The following is a 22,493-nucleotide window of genomic DNA, read 5'->3' as shown; positions in this document are numbered from 1 at the left end:
TGACTGCTTCACTCACGGCGACTGCGCCGCTCCCTGCGCTGGGCTCCCCGGTTCTGACTCGTCTCGAAGCTGGGGGACTCCTCCGGGGCGGGCAGTCCTCCCAGTCGCTTCGCCAGCGCGGCCACGGTGGGAGCCTCGAAGACGGAGGTGAGGGGGACTTCGCGCCCCAGCTCCCGCTTCAGGCGGCCGACAATCTTGAGCCACAGCAGCGAGTTGCCACCAAGGTCGAAGAAGTTGTCGTGGATGCCCAGCCGCGCCAGTCCGAGCTGCTCCTGCCACACCTTCGTCAGCGCCAGCTCCACGTCATCCGTGGGCGCCACGTACTCGGTGCCGAGCTGGGGCCGCTCGTGCGTCGCGCCACCCGCCGCGTCCGCGTGCTTCCCCGTGCCCTCGCGCCGCACCCACCGCGCGACGCGCGCGACCAGGTCGCCGGTGGACACCACCACCTGTCCACTCAGGGGAGACTCCACCACGCGGCGGAAGGCCTCCACCGCTTCGGTGGGCGACATGGCGAACACGTCGATGCTCGTGCGGACCTCGCGAGTCACCTCGTCCACGCCGGGCCAGCCGTCCCAGTTGGTGCTCAGCCACCGGGTCAGCCCCTCGCGCGAGCGGGAGATGGCGAAGGCATCCAGGAAGGCGTTCGCCGCGCCGTACGCCGCGAGCCCCAGTCCTCCGAGCACCGCGGCGTTGGAGGACACGAGCAGCACGAAGTCCAGGGGCCGGCCCGTCAGCGCGCGCTCCAGCGCGTAGGTGCCATGGACCTTGGCCCGGAAGTGGGGCGCGCAGGCCGCCGCGTCCAGTCCGGAGAGCAGTGCCACCGCGCCTTCACCCGCGAGTCCCGCCGCGTGAATCACTCCGTCCACCGTGCCGAAGCGAACGTCCGCCTCCGCGAGCGCCATGCGCAGCCGCGACTCGTCCGCCACGTCCGCGCGGACCACCAGCACCTCCGCGCCCGCTGCCTCCAGGTCCTTCACCGCGCGCTGCTTGTGCCCGCCCGGGTCCACTTCCAACCCCGCGCGGCTCACCAGGATGAGCCGGGCCTGATGGGCGCTCGCCAGATGCCGCGCGAGCAGCAGGCCCACGCCACCCAGGCCACCGGTGATGAGGTACACGCCGCGGGCCTTGAAGGGCTGCGCCGCCACGCCATCCTGTTCGAGCCGCAGCGACTCATGCGTCTGCGCCAGCCGGTGTGTCCCTCGCCAGGCGACCACGGGGTCCGGGGTGTCGGAGGTGAGCTCGCGCAGAAGGGCGCTCGAGGTCATCGCCACGCCGCCAGGGCCCAGGTCCACGTAGCGGCAAGCCAGGGTGTCGTGCTCCTGGGGAATCACCTTGCACAGCGCGGGCAGGGTGGCGTGCTCGGGATTGACCGCGTCCGTGCTCTCCACGTCGAACGCTCCGCGCCCCACCACCGTCAGCTCCACGGGGCCGGGAAGGGACCCCTCCGCCAGCGCGCGCGTCAGCCGCAGCAGGGGATGGAACCCGCGCTCCTGAAGTTGGTCGAAGCGGGCCTCGGCCGACTCGTGCTCCGCGCCGTCGAGTCCATCCAGGCTCCACAGGTGGACGATGCGCTCCACCTTGAAGTCCTTCGCCTTCAGGGCCAGCAGAAGGAACGTGGGCTCCTCCGCGTCCATCGGGTCCAGGCTGAAGTGGTGCCCGCCCAGTTCCTGGAGTCGAGCACCGCGTGACACGCGCGCCACGCGGTGACCCGCGCTCTCCAGTCGCGCGGCCAGCGCCTCGCCCACTCCACCCGCATCCACGAACACGACCCAGTCGCGCACCGTGCTGGCGCCCGCACGAGGCAGGGGCAGCGGCGCGCGACGCCACGAGGGCAGGTAGAACCAGCCGCCGACGTCCGACGTCTTGCGCGCCTCGCCTCGCCGCTGAGCGGACGGGGCCTCCGGTGCGAGCCAGTAGTCCTGTCCCTCGAAGGGATAGGTGGGCAGGGGCACGCGCAGGCGCCGCTTGTCGCCGCGCACCGCGTTCCAGTCGACGCCGATTCCCGCCGCCCAGAGCTTGCCGAGCGTGGCGGTGAGCAGTTCCTCGTCGGGCACCGGGTCCTGTGGATGGCGCAGCGAGGGAAGGACAGGCGGCGCCTGGGGTCCCGTGAGCTGGAGGCGCGCGAGCGTGCTCAGCGTGCGGCCGGGGCCGACCTCCAGGTAGACGCGGTGGGGCAGCTCCGCCAGCGTGCGGATGCCATCGCCAAAGCGCACGGTCTGCCGCAGGTGACGCGTCCAGTAGACCGGGTCCGTGGCCTCCTCGGGCGTCATCCATGTGCCGGTGACGTTGGACATCAACGGCAGCGTGGGCGCGTTGCGCTGGAGCGTCCCGATGAACTCCTGGAAGCGTGCGAGAATCGGCCCAACCAGGTGCGAGTGCGCCGCCACGTCGATGGGGATGTGACGGAACTCCACCTCACGTCGCGTCAGCTCGGCCGCCAGGGTCTCCACGGCTTCCACCGTGCCGGCCACCACGCACTGAGAGGGGCCGTTCACCGCCGCCAGGGACAGCGTCTCCCCCAGCAGGGGCCGCACTTCCGACTCGGGCAGCGGCACACTGAGCATTCCGCCACCCGGCAGTTCCTCGAAGAGCTTGCCGCGCAGCACCACCAGCGCCAGCGCGTCCTCCAGCGAGAAGACGCCCGCGAGACAGGCCGCCGTGTACTCGCCCAGGCTGTGGCCGATGACGGCCTCGGGCTTCACGCCCCAGGACTCCCAGAGTCGGGCCAGGGCGTACTCGATGGTGAACAGCGCGGGCAGCGCCAGCGAGGTCCGCTTGAGCCGCTGGCTCGCGCTCGCCGCGGAGTCCGCGTCCGGGTACATGACGGGCTTCAGGTCGAAGCCGAGTCGGGGACGCAGCAGCGTGCAGCACTGGTCCACCGCTTCGCGGAAGGCGGGCTCGGCGGCGTAGAGACCCCGGCCCATGTCCGGGTACTGCGCGCCGCCGCCCGGGAACATGAAGACGGCCGAGGGCGTGGCGGAGCCGGGCGCGAGCGTGAAGAGGCGCTGCGGATCTCTCGTCTCCAGCACACGCACGGCATCGTCCCTGTCGCGGCACACCAGCACGCGACGGAGGTCCAGCGCCTTGCGCCCCGACTGCAGCGTCCACGCCACGTCCGCGAGCTGCTGCTCGGGATGCACCTTCAGGTGCGCCAGCAGGGCGGTGGTTTGTTTCTCCAGCGCCGTCTGCGTCCGGGCGGAGAGCACCAGGAGCTGCCAGTCGCGAGGCGCATCGCCCGGCCGGACGAGCGGGGACTCTTCCAGGATGAGGTGCGCGTTGGTGCCACCGATACCGAACGAGCTCACCCCCGCGCGGCGCGGCGTGGCGCCTTCGGGCCAGGGCGTGAGCGCGGTGTTGACGTAGAAGGGGCTGTTGGCGAAGTCGATGCGCGGATTGGGCGTCTCGTAGTTCAGGCTGGGAGGCAGCTCCGCGTGCTCCAGGGAGAGCACCGTCTTCACCAGTCCGGTGACTCCCGCCGCGGCGTCCAGGTGGCCCACGTTCGTCTTCACCGAGCCCAGCCCGCAGAAGGCGCGCTTGTCGGTGCCGGCGCGGAACACGGTGTCGAGCGCCTGCACCTCGATGGGGTCTCCGAGCGGCGTCGCGGTGCCGTGGGCCTCCACGTAGCTGATGGACTCCGGCGTCACCTCCGCGATGGCCTGGGCCCGGGCGATGACCTCCACCTGGCCCTCCACGCCCGGCGCGGTGAAGCCCACCTTCATCGCGCCGTCGTTGTTGATGGCCGAGGCGCGGATGACGGCGTGGATGGTGTCGCCGTCGTTGAGTGCATCCTCCAGGCGCTTGAGCACCACCACGCCCGCGCCGCTGCCGAAGAGCGTGCCCTGGCCCTTCGCGTCGAACGCGCGGCAGTGGCCATCCGGAGACGTGATGCCGCCCTCCTGATAGTGGTAGCCGGTGCGCTGCGGGACGTGCACGGACACGCCGCCCGCGAGCGCCACGTCGCACTGGTAGCCCAGCAGCGACTGGCAGGCGAGGTGCGTGGCGACGAGCGACGTGGAGCAGCCCGTCTGCACCGTCAGGGCCGGACCCTTGAGGTCCAGGTGATAGGCCACGCGCGTGGCGAGGAAGTCCTTGTCGTTGGCCACCATGGCCGGGAAGGTGTCCTCGGCCTGCTGGAACTCCGCGCGCGAGAGCAGGTTGAAGAGCAGGTAGCTGCTCAGGCTGGAGCCCGCGTAGATGCCCGTCGTCCCCGGGATGCGCCCCGGCGCGTAGCCCGCGTGCTCCAGCGCCGTCCAGACGCACTCCAGGAAGATACGGTGCTGCGGGTCCAGCAGCTCCGCCTCACGCGGGGCGTAGCCGAAGAAGCCCGCGTCGAAGCGGCCCGGCCGCTCCAGCACCGGCGCCGCGCGGACGAAGTGGGGGTTGGCCAGGAAGGCCGGGTCCACACCCAGGGATTTCAGCGCGTCGTCGGAGAAGAAGGTGATGCCCTCTACTCCGTCGCGCAACAGGCGCCAGAAGGCGGCCACGTCCTCCGCGCCGGGCACGCGCACGGCCATGCCAACGATGGCCACCGCCAGCCCCAACTCCCCCTGGTACTCCGTGTGACGCCCCATGAAAGTCCTACCCCTGTTTCCTGGCCCGTTGCTGCTGTCGTTTCAGGCTTTCGAGCTGGCGCTTCGCCCGGTCCTGCGCCGTCTCCACCGATGAGGCACCCGCCGGAGTCCCCTGCCGCAGGAAACGCGCGAGCGCGCTGACGGTGGGGTGCTCCAGCAGCTTGAGCAGCGGCAGCTCGCCCCCGAGCGCCGCCTTGAGTCGTGCGTGCACCTGGACCATGAGCAGCGAGTGCCCACCCAGGTCGAAGAAGTTGTCGTTCACGCCCACCTGCTCGACCTTGAGCACTTCCTTCCAGATTTCGGAGATCTGCTGCTCGAGCTGGCTCTGCGGCGCCACGTAGGCCGCGCGTGAGGAGCGCGCCGCGGTGGGCGCGGGCAGGGCCTTGCGGTCCACCTTGCCGTTGGGCGTGAGGGGCAGCGCCGGCAGGTCCACCACCAGCGACGGCACCATGTGCTCGGGCAGCCGCTGCGCCACTGCGTCGCGCAGCGCCGCCGCGTCGACGGCGTGTCCGTCACGCGCCACCACGTAGGCGACCAGTCGCACGTCGCCCGGGGTGTCCTCGCGGGCCACAACCACCGCCTCGCGGACCTCGGGGCGCGCGCTGAGGACCGCCTCGATTTCACCCGCCTCGATGCGGAAGCCGCGCACCTTGAGCTGGTGGTCCACGCGGCCCAGGAACTCCACCGTGCCGTCCTCGCGCCAGCGAGCCCGGTCTCCGGTGCGGTACAGCCGCGCGCCCGGCTCGCGAGCGAACGGGTCCGGCAGGAAGCGGTCCGCCGTCAGCTCCGGACGTGCCAGGTAGCCGCGCACCACGCCCGCGCCGCCGATGAAGAGCTCTCCGGGAACGCCCACCGGCACCGGGCGCAGCCGCGCGTCAAGCAGGTAGAACTGCGTGCGCAGGAACGGCGTGCCGATGGAGACCACCGGCCCGGCCTCGCTCTTCACGTCGTGCGTGGACGACCAGATGGTCGTCTCCGTGGGGCCGTACATGTTGAGCAGCCCGGAGCCCTCGCCCAGGACCTGGCGCAGCGACGCACCCAGGGAGGAGGGGAGGGCCTCGCCGCCGACCATCAGCCGGCGCAGCCCGCCCACCGCTTCGGAGGACTCGGGCTCGGCCAGCAGTGCGCGCGCCAGTGACGGCGTGCATTGCAGGTGCGTGACGGCGTGCTCGCGCAGGTTGAGTGGGATGGAGCGCGCGGTGCCTGAGCGACGGCCATCGCGGTCCGCCTGGAGCTTCACCTCGAGGAGCAGGGGGAGGCTGGCCAGCACCGTGTCCGCCGGGATTCCGAAGTCGATGAGGCACCCCACCTCGTCCACGCCCAGGGCCCGCAACCGCTCCATCTGCTCGCGCACGGAGCGCGGAGTGCCGAACAGACCGCTCGTCTCGAAGTAACGCTCGAACGCCTGCGCCGCCAGCCGATCCAGATCCGCCTCGGTGGCCGTGTTCAGGTCCACGCCCAGCGTCTGCCCCAGGCCTCGCATCAGGTCCGCGGAGCTGCGCAGGTAGTCGCGGAAGGGCTTCTCCACCACCGAGCGCACCTTGGCGGCGTCCTCGCCGATGAAGGTGTGCAGCATCAGCGTGACGTGGCCGTCACCCGCGTGGCCCGCCGCGCGCCAGGCATCGCGGTAGAGGACCAGCTTCTTCTCCAGGTCCTCCCACGTCTGTCCCAGCAGGTGGGTGAGGACATGGCAGCCCAGTCGTCCCGCCGTGAGGAACGTTTCGGGGTTGCCCGCCGCCGTGAGCCACACCGGCAGCTCCTTCTGCACCGGACGGGGCCGCAGCGTGACGTCCACCTGCGCGCCCGCGCCGCCCGTCATGCGCAGCGTGTCACCGCGCCAGAGACGGCGCACCGTGTCCAGCCCCTCCAGCATCAGCTCGCGCCGCTTCTCGTAGCGCTCGGGCGCGAAGACGAAGTCATTCGCGTGCCAGCCGGAGGCGACGGAGATGCCCACGCGGCCCCGGGACAGGTTGTCGACGAGGGCCCACTCCTCGGCCACGCGGACCGGGTGGTGCAGGGGCAGCACGACGCTGCCGGCGCGGATGGCCACGCGCTCCGTCACGGCGGCGATGGCGGCGCCCGCCACGGAGGGACTGGGGTACAGCCCGCCGAAGGCGTGGAAGTGGCGCTCCGGCGTCCACACCGCCGCGAAGCCATGGCGGTCCGCGAACTTCGCGCCCTCCAGCAGCAGCCGATAGCGGTCTCCCGACGACGCCTCCGCGTCATCCGCGAAGTAGAAGAGGCTCAGCTCCATCGACTTGCGCTTCGCGGCCGAGGCCCGGGCGGGCGCCTTGATGGACGCGCCCTCGCCCTGCACCACGACCTTGAAGCCGCGCGTGAGCGTCCACAGCAGCTCCAGCACGGAGATGTCGAAGGAGATGCTGGTGACGGCCAGCCACGAGCCCACGGGCTGGTGGCCGATGCGCGCGTCCATCGCGGTGAAGAAGTTGGCCACGCCGCCGTGGGGCGCCATCACGCCCTTGGGCCGCCCCGTGGAACCCGACGTGTAGATGACGTACGCCAGGTGGGCCGGGCTCATGCCGAACGGAGGCGGGCTGTCGCGCCGCTCACCGTTGGCCAGGGCCACGCTCTCCAACGTCACGACGCGCGCCTTCCCCGGGGGCACGGTGCCTTCCAGGTGCGTCTCGGTGAGCAGCACGGCCGCGCCGGAGTCCTCCAGCATGTATGCCAGCCGCTCGCGGGGATAGTCCGGGTCCAGGGGCACGTACGCGCCGCCCGCCTTGAGCACCCCCATCATCGCGACAACCATCGCGGCCGAGCGCTCCACGCACAGGCCCACGCGCACCTCGGGCCCGACACCCATCAGCCGCAGGTGCCACGCCAGCGCGTTGGAGCGCGCGTCCAGCTCCGCGTACGTGAGCGTCGCGTCGTCACCCACCACGGCCACCGCGTCGGGCGTCTTCGCCGCCTGGGTGCGGAACTGCGCGTGGATGCACGCGTTGTCGTCCTCCGACTCCGAGGGCGTCAGGTCATTCCAGTCCACCAGCAGCCGCCGCGTCTCCTCGGCGTCGAGCAGGGGCAGGTCCTCCACCCGCGTCTCGGAGGAGTCCACCGCCGCGCGCAGCAGCGTCTCCAGGTGCTTGGCCAGGCGCGCCACGGTGGCGGACGAGAAGAGGTCCGTGCGGTACTCGAGCGCACCCGTCAGGCCGTCCGGCGTCTCCGCGAGCGACAGCTGGAGGTCGAACTTCGACGTGCCCTCTACCGCTCCGTCCGGCACGGGCAGCACCGGCTGCCACTGCATGCCCGGCACCGTCAGGTCCGTGGGAGGCAGCGCCTCCAGCAAGAGCGCCGTCTGGAACAGCGGGTTGTCCGCGCCACCCCGAGGGGCTCGCGCCGCGCCGACGACTTCCTCGAAGGGAAGGTCCGCGTGGGACAGCGCCTCGTGGAAGGTCTGCCGCGTCCGGGACAGCAGCTCGCGGAAGCTCGGCTGGCCCGCGAGGTTCGCGCGCAGCACGAGCGTGTGCGCGAAGAAGCCCACCACGTCACGCAGCTCGGGGCGCTCGCGGTTGGCCACCACGGTGCCCACGGCGAAGTCCTCCTGCCCGCTGTAGCGGTGCAGCAGCGCCGCCCAGGCCGCCGACAGGGTGACGAAGAGCGTGCAGCCCTCGCGACGTCCCAGCGCGCGCAGCGACTCCACCAGCGGACGCTCCAGCGTGAGCCGGTGCAGCGCGCCCTGGAAGCCCGGCTCCCGGGGGCGAGGGAAGTCGGTGGGCAGCTCCAGGCGTGACAGGCCCGCGAGCTGCTTCGCCCAGTACGCGCGCTGTCCGTCCAGCAGCGCGCCCAGACCCTGCTGCCAGCGCGAGAAGTCCGTGTACTGGAAGGCGGGCAGCGGCAGCTCGGCGGTGGCCCCGGAGACCTGGGCCCGGTACAGCGCCGCCAGCTCACGCGCCAGCACGCCGATGGACCAGCCATCCGTGGAGATGTGGTGCTGCGTCATCAGCAGCACGTGCTCGTGCTCACCCAGGGCCACCAGCGACGCGCGCACGGAGGGACCCTCGGCCAGCCGGAAGGGCTCTCGCGACTGCTCCAGCGACAGCCGTCGCAGCTCTCCTTCGCGCACCTCGGGCTCCAGCGTGCGCAGGTCGAACCGGGGGAGCGCCAGCGGGGCGGGGGCTCGAGTCACCAGGCGCGGCTGTCCCTCCACCTCGGGGAAGGCCGCGCTCAGCATGGGGTGCCGCGCCAGCAGCGCGTCCAGGCTTCGGCGCAGGGCCTCCGCGTCCAGGGGGCCCGTGAGCCGCAGCTGGAAGTGGAGGTTGTAGAGCGCGCTGTCCGGGACCAGCCGGTCCAGGAACCACAGCCGCAGCTGGCCCGACGACATGGGCAGCTCACCCTCGCGAGGCCCCGAGGTCAGCGGCGGCGCGACGAGCGAGGCCACGGGCCGGATGCCCTGCCACGCCTCCAACAGCCGCGCGGCGGCCGACTCCAACGTCGGGCTGGTCCAGAGGAAGGCCGCGGGCAGGGCCACGCCCAGCTCGGACTCCAGCAGGCCGTGCAGCTCCAGCACCATCAGCGAGTCCAGGCCCAGGCTCGCCAGCTCCGTGTGGGCCTGGAGCTTCGCGGCGTCCAGGCGCAGCGTGCGCGCCACGGCGTACCGCAGGAAGTCCGCGACATGCGCGGGGCGCTCGGCCTCGGACGCGGAGGCCAGCAGCTCCTTGAGGGGCAGGGACGGCGTCGCGGGTGCTTCGATGACCTCGGGCTCCGTCACGGAGGCCTCGACGATCTCCAGCTCACCCGCGAGGTATGCGGCCTTCGTCGCGCGCCGCTGGATCTTCCCGCTCGACGTCTTCGGGATGCTGCGCGCCTGGAGCAGCACCACGCCATGCGCGTGGACGGAGTGCTGCTCCGCGAGCACGCGGCGCACCGAGGCCACGACGGCCGAGGCATCGAAGCCGTCGCGCACGTCCACCTCCGCCGCGAGCACCAGCCGCTCCTCGCCCTCCACGTCCACGCTGAAGGCCGCGCAGCAACCGGCGCGGATGGCGCGGTGGGCGCGCTCCGCCTCCAGCTCCAGGTCCTGGGGATACAGGTTGCGGCCCCGGATGATGAGCAGGTCCTTGAGCCGTCCGGTGACGAAGAGCTGCCCTTCGGGCGACAGGAACGCCAGGTCACCGGTGCGCAGGAACGGGCCCTCGCCCGAGGCCAGCCGCGCCTCGAAGGCGTGTGCCGTCTCCTCGGGCCTTGCCCAGTAGCCTTGCGCCACGCTCGGACCCGACACCCAGACCTCGCCCACGGCGTTCGCCGCGAGCGGCTCACGCGTCTCCGGATGGACGATGAGAACCCGCTGATCCGGCGCGCTGATTCCCGCGCCCACGAGCGTGCGCACGCGCGCGCCCTCCACATCCGAAGCCGGCGCCTCCGCGCGACCCTGCTCCAGCGACTCCGCGGTGAAGCGTCCGTGGACGAAGGCTTCGCCCTGCGTGCCACCCGTGACGATGAGCGTCGCTTCGGCCAGGCCGTAACAGGGGTAGAAGGACGTGCTGCGGAAACCACAGGGCGCGAAGGTGTCCGCGAAGCGCTCCAGCGTCTCGCGCCGCACCGGCTCCGCGCCGTTGAACGCCAGGTCCCAGCTGCCCAGCTTCAGCTTGGCCCGGTCCTCCTCCGTCGCCTTCCGCACGCACAAGTCGTAGGCGAAGTTGGGGCCGCCGCTGCACGTCGCCTGGAAGTGGGAGATGGCCTCCAGCCACCGCAGCGGGCGCTGCAGGAAGGAGATGGGCGACATCAGCGTGCAGGGGAAGCCGAGATACATCGGCTGAAGCACTTTTCCGATGAGCCCCATGTCGTGGAACATGGGCAGCCAGCCCATCCCCGACGAGCGCGACGCATCCAGCCCGAACCCTCGGGAGATGAGCGCTTCGTTGTGGAGGATGTTGGCATGGCTCACCATCACCCCCTTGGGATTGCCCGTGGAGCCGGACGTGTACTGGAGGAACGCCAGCGTGCCGCCCTCCAATTCCGGGCGCCGCCATTCGGCCGCTTGAGACTCCGGCACCGCGTCGCTGGCCAGCCACGGCAGCTCTGCCAGCTCCGGCGCCTGCGGCTTGAACAGCTCCGACATCTCCAGGATGAAGCTCGTGGTGAGCACGTAGCGCGCGCCGCTGTCCTGGGCGATGGCGCGCAGGCGGGGCAGGGTGCGCTCCAGGCGTGTCGGGTCCGGCGGATAACAAGGCACCGCCACCACGCCGCCGTAGAGACAGCCCATGAAGCCCGCGACGAACTCCATGCCGGGCGGATACAGCAGCAGCGCACGCTGTCCCTGCGCCCCGGAAGCCCGCAAGAGCGCGCCCAGCGCGCGCGCCCGCGTGTCCAGCCGTGCGTAGCTCCACTCCTCGATAGGGCCGTCGACGTCTCCCGATTCGAGAAAGCGATACAGCAGCGAATCACCCTGTGTCTGCGCGCGATGGCACAGCAGATCCACGAGGTGGAGAAAGTCACCCGGTGACGGCTCGTTGCGCTGTTTCATCCCTGCTCCCAGGCGGACGGCTCGCGAAGTTGGTTCCGCGGGCCCGAGGAGTAGGCCGCTCCTGGGACCGCTTCAGTCCAGTTGGCTGCTGGTGAAGACCTCGCCCCTCAACAGCGGGCGGATTCGACAATCCGCCTCGCGGGAGGTACGGCCATGGAGCTCCCCCCGATCTGCCGCGAGAGGCCCGCTACCGCGCGGTGGCACGGCACCGTTGCTGGGAGCCGTGAACGAGGAAAATTAGGTCGGAGGTGAAGCATGCCCTCTGCCTTCATCCCTTGTTTTATCTGGAATGTCTAGTCAGCCTCGAACCGCGCTAACTCCTTGGTTTGTCAGGGGGTCAGGCACTTCTGATAAACTGGTGGGATTCGCTCCCGAGACCGCATGGCTTCGACTCCAGCTTCGCCTTACCCCCCGGGTCCCCGGGGTCTCCCCATCTGGGGCAACCTCCTGAGCCACGAGAAAGACCCGTTGGGTCTCTTCGTCGAGAGTTTCCGAGCGCATGGTGACGTGGTCCGCTTCAAGTTGGACGCCAAGCCCACCTACATGTTGAGTCATCCGGACCACGTCCGGTACTTCCTCACCGAGAACGCCCCCAACTACGCGAAGCCGGAGCTGGTGGACGACCCGTTCCTGGGCAACGGGCTCTTCGTGAGCGAGGGGAACTACTGGCGGCGGCAGCGGCGGCTCGTCCAGCCCGCCTTCCACCGGGAGCGGCTGGCCGGCCTGCTGACGGGCATGGTGGACCTCATCCAGCGCAAGCTGGCGCAGTGGGAGGCCGTGCGGGAGCCGGGGCGGCGGTTCGACATCGCGGAGGAGATGGGGGTGCTCTCGCTGCGGATGACGACGCGGGCGCTGTACTCGGATGAGCCCGACGAGCCGACGGCGGAGGCCATGCGCCGGATGATGTGGATGCTGAACGACCGTGGCTCGTTCCTGTACCGGCTCCTGAAGTTGGAGCGGCTGCCCATCTACAAGAAGAAGTGGGCGGACTTCTTCGCCACGTTGCGGCTGCTCAATGGCAAGGCCAAGGAGGTCATCGTCCAGCGCAAGCAAGGCGGTCCCGAGGACGACATCATGGCCCTGCTGCTGGCGGCGAAGGACCGCGACACCGGCGAGGGCATGACGGACAAGGAGCTGCGCGACGAGTTCATGAACCTCTTCTCCGCGAACGAAGGCGCGGGGGCCGCGCTGGCCTGGGCCTGGCATCTGTTGTCGACCCACCCGGAAATCGCCGACCGGCTGGCAGCCGAGAGCGCGGCGGTGCTCGGTGGCGGGGCGCCGACCCTGGAGTCCCTGCCGCGCCTGCGCTACGCCATGCAGGTGTTCGAGGAGACGCTCCGGCTCTATCCCACGGCCTGGAAGCTGGTGCGCGTGGCCAAGGAGGAGGACACCGTGGGTGGCTACCGCGTGGAGCCGGGCACGGTTGTCGTCGCCATCACCTACGTGCTGCACCGGCACCCGGAGTTCTGGTCGTCACCGGAGACCTTCGATCCGGACCGCTTCGCCCCCGAGTCGCGCGGGGCGCGCCACAAGTTCGCCTACATTCCGTTCGGCGCGGGCCAGCACATCTGCATCGGCAACAACCTGTCGCTGATGTTCGGCGCGCTGGTGCTGGCGATGGTCTCCCAGCGCTTCCGCCTGCGCGCCATTCCCGGGCGGAAGGTGGACATCTATCCGGGCATCTCGCTGCTCCCCCGGGGCGGACTGCCGCTGACGCTGGAGCCCCGGAAGTGATGTGACGTGCGTGGCCGCGGGCTCGTCTCAGCCCGCGGCGCGCGTGGCCTCCTGCTCCTTGGCCGCGTAGAGCGCCTGGATGTTGGCGCCACCGAAGCCTCGGGCCTGCTGCCGCTGGATGACCTCGAAGAAGAGGGTGCGCCGCGCGTGCTGGGAGCGGGTGAAGACCTGCAGCAGCACGCCCCAGGCGTCCCGGTCCATCAGGATGTTGCGCGCCTGGAGCAGCTCCCGGCGGAACGGGCCCAGGGTGCCGAGCCTCGCCTCCAGGTCCTCGTAGTACCCCCGGGGCGCGTCGAGCAGGCCCACGCCCCGCTGGGTCAGCGCATCCACCGCGCGGGTGATGTCGTCCGCGAGGAACGCCAGGTGCTGCACGCCCGAGCCACCATGGGCGTCGACGAAGTCCTCGAGCTGTCCCCTCCGCGCACCGGAGACGGGCTCCTGCAGCGGGAAGCACACCTGTCCCCCCGCGGCCTGCACCACCCGCGAGCTCATCCCGCTGTACTCGGTGCGCACGTCTTCCTGGTGCGTCTGCGCGAAGCCGAGCACGTCCACGTAGAACCCCACCGTGTCCAGCAGCCGGCCCCGCTCCAGGGCGAAGGCGAAGTGGTCCACCCCGGAGAACAGCGTCGCGCCGCCCGAGGGCCCCGCGTCCACCGGCAGGTATGCGCCCGGGAGGTACGCACCCGACGGCGTGTCGCGCTGGATGAACGAATGCACCCAGTTGCCTGGCCCCGCGATGGTGGCCTTCACCACGCGCTGGCCATCGGCTTCGTAGGTGAAGGGCTCGGCCACCGCCCGGGCGCCCCGGCTCACCGCCTCGCGAAAGGCCGTGTGCGCATCCGGCGTCCCCAGCGCGATGTCTCGCACGCCATCGCCGTGGGCCCGCACGTACGCGGCGACTTCACCCTCGGAGCCCAGCGCGGACGTGACGACGAGCCGCGCGGCTCCTTGCTCGAGCACGAAGGAGCGACGGCCGGGCAGCCCCGTCTCCGGTCCACCGCTGGCCACCATCCGGAAGCCGAGCGCGTGGCAGAAGTAATAGGCGGAGAGCGCCGCGTCGCCCACGAACAGCTCGGCATGCTCCACCCGCGTGAGCTCCACTCGGAGAACCTCGATTCAAGTGGGCGAGACCATTCCAGGCCAGCCCGATGGGAGCGCGAGACGGTGATTGCGTTGCAATAAGTCTTATCACGGATTGCCGCCGTAAACCTCTCAGCATGTCATCCGCGAAAGGTGTCGGACGCTGTATCACCCGGTGCTCACGCCGAGACATCACGTGGGGCGATGTATCACCCGCGGCTCACGCCGAGACGGCGGTGGGGGCGGTGTCTGGCATGGAGACGAGCTGTCCTGACTCGAGCTTGAGCAGACGGTCGGCCAGGTGGAAGTAACGGTCGTCGTGGCTGATGACGAAGACGAGCTTCCCCTGGTTCTTCAGCGCGGGGAGCATCTCCCGGTAGAACAGCTCGCGGAAGAGGGGGTCCTGGTCCGCGGCCCACTCGTCGAAGACGTAGATGGGGCGGTCCTCCAGGAACGACGTGAGCAGGGCCAGGCGCTTGCGCTGTCCCTGGGAGAGCGACACCGTGGACAGCTTGCCGTCCTCCACGCGCACCTTGTGCTGCAACTGGAGCCGGGACAGGAAACCTTTCGCCTTCTCCTCGAGCCCGGGTTGGTCCAGGCCGAGCATGCGCTCGAAGAGGTGGAAGTCGAAGAACACGGAGGAGAAGAGCTGGCGGTAGGAGCGGCGGTTGGCGGCGGTGATGGGCACGCCGTCCACTCGCAGCTCCCCCTTCTCCGGCGAGTACAGTCCGGTGAGCAGCTTGGCCAGCGTCGTCTTGCCGCTGCCGTTGCCGCCCACGAGGAAGACCAGCTCGCCCCGGCGCATCATCGTGTTGATGGGGCCCAGGGTGAAGGTCGCGCCGTCCTGCTCGCGGTAGTAGGTGTGGGTGATGTCCACGAGTTCGACTCGCTCGAACTTCGTCGGCACGGCGCCGTCGGCGGGAGGCTCCGGGTCCGCCAGCGACAGGCCCAGTTTCTCCAACTTCTTCATCGCCACGTGGCTGCGAGACAGGGCGGGCCACTGGTTCATCAGGCCGTCGAGCGGCTGTTGCAGGTACAGCACCACCAGCGCGTACGCGGCCAGCGTGGACATCTCCACCGTCTGGAACCGGGGCACGCCGAAGAGGATGACGGCGATGACGGCCATCACCATGAAGCCGCCCCAGCTCCCGGTGATGATGAAGAGGTTGTTGGTCGTCAGCGAGACACGTGAGACCTCCTCGGCCGTCGGCTTGAGCTCCTTGTTGAAGAAGTCCTCGCTGCGCGCGTGGTGGAGCTGCAGCTCCTTGGCGCCGTCGATGAGCGTCCTGAAGTTGGAGTACAGGGCGTCCTGGCTCTCGCGCCGCTTGTAGAACTGCGAATACGCGTAGCGGTTGGGGATGGCCACGCTCGCCATCACCACGGCGATGACCGCGAGGATCATCATCAGGAGCGGCCCGGACAGCCACGCCAGGTAGACGAGGCAGCCCGCGAGCGTCGCCAGGCAGATGATGACGCCGGGGATGACGGAGATGGTGCTGTTGATGACGGCGATGTCCTCCGTCAGCGCGGCCAACAGCTTGTGCGGCCCGGCGCTCTCCAGCTTGCTCAGCGGGGCCTCCAGCATGCGCCGACACAGCGACAGCCGGAGGTCCAGCAGGGCCACCTGCTGCATGGAGCTGAGCTGCATCTGAGACACGATGCGCAGCACCAGCACCGCCACCGCGAAGCCGAGGAACGCGGGCATCAGCGTCAGCGCGTCCGCCACCGTCCGGGACGTCAGCGCCTGGTTCATCACCGCGACGAGCGCCGCGCTGCATGCACCCGTGAGGATGCCCAGGAGCGCCGCGAGAATGATGGGGAGTTTGGACTTCTGGAAGAGCAGGGCGAGCAATGACACGACGGCTCCCGGAGACCCGGAGGGACCTGAGAATCGGGCCCTCGCCGCTCTCATACGTCATTGCCGCGCGAAGTGATACCCGGGGACAGGCTGCTTATCGGGTTATCATGGTGCCAGGCGGGACGGGGTTGCGCCGCCCTTGGCGAGCGGCCCGGGGGCGCGGAATACTGGGCGGATATGCGACTGCCCGCCCTCGTCCCCAACGTCCTGACCGCCCTGGTGCTTTTCGGGGGGACCGCCTGGGTCGGGCTCGCGCTCGCCTTGACAGGGGCGGGGCCCGAAGGGGCGCACCTCCTCAGGGCATTGGGTGCCCTGGTCGTGGCGGGCCTGGCCCTCGTCGTGTGGCGGCGGTTCGGCTCGCGGTCGGGCGCGGTGGCGGTGGTTCTCGCGGCGTGTGGGGGGCTTCACGTCTGGGCCTGGTCCCAGGCGCCGTCGACCGAGCGCGACTGGGCGCCGGACCTGGCACGGATGGCTCGCGCGGACGTGGAGGGCTCGCGGGTGACGATTCACGACGTGCGCGACTTCCGCTACCGGAGCACGACGGACTGGGATGCGTCCTGGTACTCGGCCACGTATGACGCGCGCGAGCTGACGGGGGCGTGGTTCATCGTGGAGCCGTTCTCCGGCTTCTTCGGCGCCGCGCACACCATGGTGAGCTTCGGCTTCTCGGATGGGCGCTACCTCGTCTTCTCCGTGGAGATTCGTCGCGAGAAGGGGGAGACGTTCTCCGCCGTGGGAGGGCTGTTCCGCCAGTTCGAGCTCGTCTACGTCGTGGGGGACGAGCGGGACCTGGTGCAACTGCGCTCCAACCACCGGCATGACGACGTGTACCTCTACCCGGTGAACGCGTCGAAGGAGCGCATCTCCGACTTCTTCCTGGACATGGTGGCCCGGATGAACGCGCTGCACGCGAAGCCGGAGTTCTACAACTCGCTCTCCAACAACTGCACCACCAACCTGGTGCACCACTTCGAGAAGGTGAGCGCGGTGAAGGTGCCCTATGACCACCGCACGCTGCTGCCGGCCTTCTCCGACGCGCTGGCGTACGAGCTGGGGCTCATCGAGACGGACGCGCCGCTGGAAGTGGTGCGCGCGCGGCACCTCATCAACCCGCGCGCGCTGGCGGCGGCGAACCAGCCGGACTTCTCGCGGCGCATCCGTGAGACGCAAGCGCGCGCGGCCGACTCAGCTCCCTGACGTCGCGCTCAAGACGGGGGCCGGCCCGGCCTCCAGGTGGCGGACGTAGTGCGCCTCCAGCGTGGAGAAGTAGCCGCGCTCCTCCCACAGCAGGGCGAGCAGGCGGTCCGCCAGCGACTTCACCTCCGCGCTCTCGCCCGGCTCGGGCGCGCGGGGGCCCACGTTCCTGGGGTTGAGGAACACGCGCGTGGCCTCCGCCACCAGCAGCCGGCTGCTCGCGAAGAGGCGCCGCAGGGCCTGATTGACGGGCCTGGCATCCACCTCCGCGCAGGCCGCGACGATGGCCGCGTGGATGGCTTGAGGCTTGTCGCCCTGCAGGCTCAGCGCGTCCAGGTCTCCGCGCTCCAGCGCGTGGTGGAGCAGGTAGCCGTGGTGCAGGGACACGGAGGCCACGTCCACGCAGTCCTTCACCCACAGGACGAAGAAGACCTTCCGGAAGAGCTTCTTCACCGGAAGCAGCATCATCCCCTTGAGGTAGCTGGCCAACCGCCCGCCCAGCGTGCGGCCCAAACTGGAGCCCGCGAGCGCCTCCACGGCCTGGTTCGGCGCGCGCAGCCCGCGCTCCTCCAACAGCGAGCGGACCAGCTGCTCGCGCACCTGGAAGAGGGCGTAGTCATCCAGGAAGGGGACGGGGATGAGGGGCGTCAGCCCGGAGGCGACGGCATGGAGCGCCACGCGCCCCAGGGGCGGAGACGACGGAGGGCTCGGCGTGGGGCGGGGGCTCGGCTCGCTCATCACTCATCTCTATGCGAAATCCGGCGGACGATTGCGTCAGGCCATCGGCCCGCTCGGTAGGTGGACGGACAGGCTCAGCCCTGACGCGCGCCGCGCACGTGGGGCATCAGCACGGAGTACAGGGTGCTCATGACGGGCGTGGGGACGCCGAGCGCATGGCCGCGCCGGGCCACCGTGCCCTGGAGGTATTCGACCTCCAGCGGCTTGCCCGCGTCGAAGTCCACCATCATCGACGGGCGGATCTCCGGGGCCATCGCCTCCATGAAGCGCATCACGTCGTCGGGACGCGTGGTGGTGGAGACGCCCTCCGCGGCGGCGACGCGGAGCACCTCGGCGGCGGCCTCGCGGAACATCTCCCGGAAGAAGGGGACCTCTCTCAAGGGGCCAATCGAGGAGCGCGCGGCGGTACAGAAGCCGGACATCGCGGCGAGGAAGGCGAGCTTCTCCCAGAGGGGCGCGCGGATGTCGGCCACCGCCTCCGCGTTGAGGCCCGCCTGGGCGAGCACGTCCCGCAGCGCCTGGACGCGCGGGGAGACGCGCGAGATGTCACCGAACGCCTCGCCCAGCACCACCCGGTGCAGCGTGCCCGCCTGACGGATGACGCCCGGCTCGGTGATGGCGGTGGAGATGTACGTCGTCCCTCCGATGACCGCGGCCTCGCCCACGGCGGCGGCCACCTCGGAGGGGCTGTCCACGCCGTTCTGGAGCGTGACGACCACCGTGCCGGGAGCGCCGTGCGAGGGCTGCTCCTTCGAGGCGAGCAGCGTCTTCACCTGGGCGAGCACGCTGGCGACGTCGTAGTTCTTCACCGCGAGCACCACCACGTCCACCGGCCCCAGCCGCGCGGCGTCCTCTTCGGCGCGGACGGGGACGGTGAAGTCCCCCTCCTGACTGAGGATGGTGAGGCCCCGCTCCCGCATGGCGCGCAGATGCGAGCCTCGGGCAAGGAAGCCCACGTCGTGCCCCGCGCGCACCAACCTCGCGCCGTAATAGCCGCCCACTCCACCCGAACCGACGATGCCAAATCGCATGGCTCGCGAGGATAGCGAAGCGCCGCCGCTCCCGCAGGAGCGTTTCGACGGCGCCTCGCCCGGACTTCGAGTCTCAGCCGGCGAGAGGCCGGATTCTGGCTCCGGTGTCCCAGCCCATGGCTCCGGACGCGGCCAGCACGTCCGCGCTCGGCGTTCCCGCGTGGGCGATGAACTCCGCGGAGGCCTCGGGCGAGGCACAGGCGGAGAGGATGCGCTCGGGAATCATGAAGGCGCTGACGATGGCGTCGGCCACCCGGTTGTCCCGGCTGCCGGCGACCAGCAGGTCGACGACGTGCGGCGGAGGCGGTTGGAGCAGCGCGTTCGTCCAGTCGGTCGCCGGGGCGACGGCGGTCCACATCCGCGCCTCCGTGTCGCGGCAGAACGTCTCGTCGAAGGGGCGCTCGGACAGGAGCGCGTCCTGGATGGCGATGGCCAGCGTGAAGGCGGAGGCCGACGCGGCGTTGGCGCCCTGGCCCGCGACGGGGTCGTTCGTCACGTGGGTGTCGCCCACCGCCATGACGAAGCGGCCCTCGCCCACCTGGGCCCAGGCGCGGCGCACCACGGGCGTGAAGCCTCCCTGGAGGAAGTCCAGCGGACCTCGGACGCCGAACTCCGTCGGGTCGATGCGCTCGTAGGTGGCGGGCGCGTGGCGGCGCATGAGGTCCAGCAGCATCGCGTCGAAGGCGGCCGGGTCGTCGTCGCGCTTGAGGGAAATCATCGACGCCAGCTCGCTTCCGGGCACCGCCTCGATGAGCGTGCTGGGGACGCGGCCGTGGCGGGTGATCATCTGCGATTCGAAGACCTCACCCTGGCCCGGCACCAGGTTGACGTGCATGCCGAAGGGCTCCGGCATCCGCAGGCCCTTGAGGATCGCCGCGAACAGCACGCGAGGAGGCCGGGTATGCGGCGACAGCTCCGGCACGCGCGGAAACAGCGCGTTGAGCCCATTGCGCCCGGAGGCCACCACCACCAGCGCATGGCGCCGCGTCAGGCCCTCCAGCGCGACGTTGTCCACCGGCGCGACCTCCAGCCGCCCTCCGCGCTCCACGAAGGCCTCCGCGAGCCGGGGCTGATAGAGGCGATAGTCCACGCAGAGGCTCGGCTCGAGGACGCGCCCCTTCACGCTGAACGGATGCGGCCCGTGGACGTGGATGGCGCAGCGGTTCATCGCCAGCTCCGGCGCGCCCCAGAAGTCCACCCACAGCTCCCGCTCCCGTGCGCGAGTGGGCGCATGGTGAGTCACCGTGTTCAGAAGTCGGCCTGCGCGAAGGGCGTCTGGCTCCTGCTCCGCGTAGAGCGTGACGGGAATGCCCTGCGAGAGAAGCTTCAGACCCAGGTGCAGTCCGGCAGTGCCGGCGCCGACGATACCGATGCTCGCCATCTGTCTCTCCTTCACTTTTCCCGACTTGAAAGACTTTGCGTCGGGACGGCCCCTCAGGGGATGTGGGGTTCCCCGGGTGTTCCGGGGTGCGCAGGGCTCCATATCACAATGTGAATGGAGTTCTTTAGACTGGTCATACCCCGAGTCTCAGGAACATGGGGGTCCCCGGGCACCCGTTCGCGAGTGGACCGTTGGGTTCCAGGTTGGGGCCAGACAGTCAGCGGCCCTACAGTCGAGGGATGAGCGCGGCCCTCGACGTGGTGCTGGAAGTGGGCGACGTCACCGAGATGACGGCGGATGTCGCCTTGTTCAAATATGCACAAAAGCTGTACGGCGCGGCTGGCGAGGCGTCACGGCGGCTGGAGGCCGTGGGCGTGCCGCCGGTGCAGGTCGCGGTGCAGCCGGGCGAATTCCGCTTCGTGGAGACGCTGGGCGCGCTGGCCGCGCCGCTGGCGCTCTTCATGGGCACGGTGCGGCTGGGCGAGTTCGGCTACCACGAGATTCGCCAGTTCGCGTTGCGCGCGCTGAAGGCGCTGGAGGCGCACGCCTCGGTGAAACACGTGGCGGGCACGGTGCACGGCCCCAACTACGGGCTCGACGAGGATGAGGCGGTGCTGGCCTTCGTGGGCGGACTCATCGAGGCCTTCCAGCGCGGCACGGGCCCCAAGGGGTTGGAGCGCTTCACGGTGGTGGAGCTGGACATGCGCCGTGCCCTGCGGCTGCGCAAGGCCCTGGAGCGGGGCCTGGGTGGAACGCCGGGCGTGGAGACGCTGCCAGGGGGAGGTTTCCGGGTGCGGCGCAGCAGCGCGTTCGTGCAGGCGCCGTCCATGGCCAGCGCGGGCACGGTGTCCATGGGAAAGCCTCACGCCTTCGTGGCGATGCCCTTCACGCCCGAGTTGGAGGACACGTACCACTACGGCATCCAGGGGCCCGTGAAGGCGGCGGGTCTGCTGTGCGAGCGCGTGGACCAGGCCGTGTTCGACGGGCCCATCATCCAGCGAATCAAGGAGCGCATCGACACGGCGAAGGTCGTCATCGCCGACCTGTCGCTGGCCAACCCCAACGTGTACCTGGAGGTCGGCTACGCGTGGGGCAAGGGGCGGCCCACGCTGCTCCTGGTCCGCGACGTGAAGGAGCTGCGCTTCGACGTCGCGTCCTACCGGTGCATCGTCTATCGCAACATCCGCGAGCTGGAGTCGGTGCTCTCGCGCGAGCTGGAGCGGCTCGACAAGCTGGTGTGAGCGGGAGCTACCAGCCGCGCGCGGCGACGGCCCACGTGGCCGTCACGGTGTCGCCGCGCAGCACGTGGAGCCGCTCGTGCAGGTTGACGGCGGCGCAGACGTGGTTGGGGACGACGCGCAGGCGGTCCCCCACGCGGGGGCGCCAGGACGTGCCCGAGACGTCGAGCAGGCCGTGTTCCTCGGAGACGCTCCGGACGACGAGCTCGGGCCTGTCCAGCAGCGCGCCATAGCCACCCGTCGGGGCGAGCCCTTCCTCCTTGGCCAGGGCCTTGGAGCCCGCGTCGACCACCACCTGGCCGGGGACGGCGGTGCTCACCACGGTGGTCAGGACGGAGAACGCGCACTCGTTCCAGGCACAGGCGTTGAGCGCGGCGGTGTTGCGGTCATTCAGCACGTTGATGCCGGGGCGAATCTCCGTCAGGCCTTCCACTTCGTGCGAGCGCCACAGCATGGGCGTGGAGCCTCCGCTGACGACGTCGGGGCGGAGTCCCTCGGAGGCGAGCGCGTCCACGAATTCGCGCACGCGTGCTCCCTGGTTCTTCAACGCGGCCTCCTGCTGCTCCACCGGCACGCGCACGTGGCCTGGATAGAAGATGATGCCTCGGTACGTCGCGCCGGACGTGGCGGCGACCTCGCGGGCCAGGGCCACGGCATCGGCCGGGGTCTGCACGCCCACGCGGCGCATGCCCAGGTCCAGCTCCACCAGCACCCCGACGGTTCGCCCCGCGTCCCGGGCCGCGTGGCCCAGTCCCTCCAGCGCCTCCACCGAGTCGAGCGCCACCGTGAGCCGCGTGCGCCGGGGCAGGGCCATCAGTTGCGCGAGTCGGCTCGGGCCCACGGGTGGGTAGGCCAGCAGCACGTCGTCGCAGACGGTGGCCATGACCGCGGCCTCGCGCGGCGTGGCGACGGTGGCGCCCATGGCCCCGGCGGCGAGCTGGAGCGCGGTGAGCTCCGCGGTCTTATGCGTCTTCGTGTGGGGGCGCCAGTGCAGGCGGTGCTCCCGCGTGTACGCGGCCACGCGCGCGAGGTTGGCTTCCACGCGGTCCAGGTCCACGAGGGCGGCGGGGGTCGTGAGCGCTTCGAGCGGGAGCAGGTCCATGCGGCGCAATCTGGCACCGCGCGCGCTGGCGCTCCAGGTGTCCGTGGCCAGCGCGTGCCCTTCACCTGACACGACGAGGCCCACC

11 protein-coding genes are annotated in these 22,493 nt (G+C 70.5%); 3 read left to right on the top strand and 8 right to left on the bottom strand.

Annotated elements, in window-relative coordinates:
* Window positions 1–8: 8 nt before the first annotated feature.
* Both HUA74_RS43120 and HUA74_RS43115 read right to left on the bottom strand, forming a co-directional pair.
* Entirely contained in the window at window positions 9–4,571 is a 4,563-nt protein-coding gene (locus HUA74_RS43120) for a type I polyketide synthase (RefSeq protein ID WP_174459234.1), read from the bottom strand.
* A gap of 7 nt (window positions 4,572–4,578) precedes the next feature.
* On the bottom strand, window positions 4,579–11,052 hold the full coding sequence (locus HUA74_RS43115) for a MupA/Atu3671 family FMN-dependent luciferase-like monooxygenase (protein ID WP_174459233.1): 6,474 nt from the start codon (window positions 11,050–11,052) through the stop codon (window positions 4,579–4,581).
* Between the two features lie 381 nt (window positions 11,053–11,433).
* Between HUA74_RS43115 and HUA74_RS43110 the strand changes: the two genes are divergently transcribed.
* Complete coding sequence (locus tag HUA74_RS43110; RefSeq protein WP_174459232.1) at window positions 11,434–12,786, top strand: cytochrome P450; 1,353 nt, start codon at window positions 11,434–11,436, stop codon at window positions 12,784–12,786.
* A 27-nt stretch (window positions 12,787–12,813) separates the two neighbouring features.
* Here HUA74_RS43110 and hppD read toward each other — a convergent pair whose 3' ends face one another.
* Both hppD and HUA74_RS43100 read right to left on the bottom strand, forming a co-directional pair.
* Window positions 12,814–13,887 (bottom strand): 4-hydroxyphenylpyruvate dioxygenase, encoded by a 1,074-nt coding sequence (hppD, locus tag HUA74_RS43105; RefSeq protein ID WP_174459231.1) that lies wholly within the window; start codon window positions 13,885–13,887, stop codon window positions 12,814–12,816.
* A 199-nt stretch (window positions 13,888–14,086) separates the two neighbouring features.
* A complete protein-coding gene (locus HUA74_RS43100) occupies window positions 14,087–15,724 on the bottom strand; it encodes a cyclic peptide export ABC transporter (protein ID WP_141644144.1) in 1,638 nt (545 codons plus the stop codon).
* 177 nt (window positions 15,725–15,901) lie between these two features.
* Between HUA74_RS43100 and HUA74_RS43095 the strand changes: the two genes are divergently transcribed.
* On the top strand, window positions 15,902–16,921 hold the full coding sequence (locus HUA74_RS43095) for a DUF4105 domain-containing protein (protein WP_174459230.1): 1,020 nt from the start codon (window positions 15,902–15,904) through the stop codon (window positions 16,919–16,921).
* On the opposite strand, the gene HUA74_RS43090 is transcribed toward HUA74_RS43095, so the two are convergent.
* The 3 genes from HUA74_RS43090 to HUA74_RS43080 form a co-directional block, all read right to left on the bottom strand.
* Window positions 16,910–17,656 carry a hypothetical protein gene (locus HUA74_RS43090; RefSeq protein ID WP_174459229.1) on the bottom strand — a complete coding sequence of 249 codons (747 nt, stop codon included), beginning with the start codon at window positions 17,654–17,656 and terminating at the stop codon, window positions 16,910–16,912. The two genes, HUA74_RS43095 and HUA74_RS43090, sit on opposite strands and share 12 nt — an antisense overlap.
* 74 nt (window positions 17,657–17,730) lie before the next feature.
* The gene (locus HUA74_RS43085; RefSeq protein ID WP_141644141.1) at window positions 17,731–18,687 is read right to left on the bottom strand and encodes a ketopantoate reductase family protein; all 957 of its coding nucleotides are present in this window, start codon (window positions 18,685–18,687) and stop codon (window positions 17,731–17,733) included.
* A gap of 73 nt (window positions 18,688–18,760) precedes the next feature.
* Window positions 18,761–20,068 carry a styrene monooxygenase/indole monooxygenase family protein gene (locus HUA74_RS43080; protein ID WP_174459228.1) on the bottom strand — a complete coding sequence of 436 codons (1,308 nt, stop codon included), beginning with the start codon at window positions 20,066–20,068 and terminating at the stop codon, window positions 18,761–18,763.
* A gap of 239 nt (window positions 20,069–20,307) precedes the next feature.
* On the opposite strand from HUA74_RS43080, the gene HUA74_RS43075 reads away from it, so the two are divergent.
* Window positions 20,308–21,309 (top strand): hypothetical protein, encoded by a 1,002-nt coding sequence (locus HUA74_RS43075; protein WP_174459227.1) that lies wholly within the window; start codon window positions 20,308–20,310, stop codon window positions 21,307–21,309.
* A 7-nt stretch (window positions 21,310–21,316) separates the two neighbouring features.
* On the opposite strand, the gene HUA74_RS43070 is transcribed toward HUA74_RS43075, so the two are convergent.
* On the bottom strand, window positions 21,317–22,480 hold the full coding sequence (locus HUA74_RS43070) for a D-TA family PLP-dependent enzyme (protein ID WP_371817401.1): 1,164 nt from the start codon (window positions 22,478–22,480) through the stop codon (window positions 21,317–21,319).
* Window positions 22,481–22,493 lie beyond the last annotated feature (13 nt).

The organism is Myxococcus sp. CA051A (assembly GCF_013336705.1).
GTDB classification, from domain to species: domain Bacteria; phylum Myxococcota; class Myxococcia; order Myxococcales; family Myxococcaceae; genus Myxococcus; species Myxococcus llanfairpwllgwyngyllgogerychwyrndrobwllllantysiliogogogochensis.
Note: the sequence above shows the minus strand (reverse complement) of the source record. Positions and strands in the feature narration are given on the sequence as shown.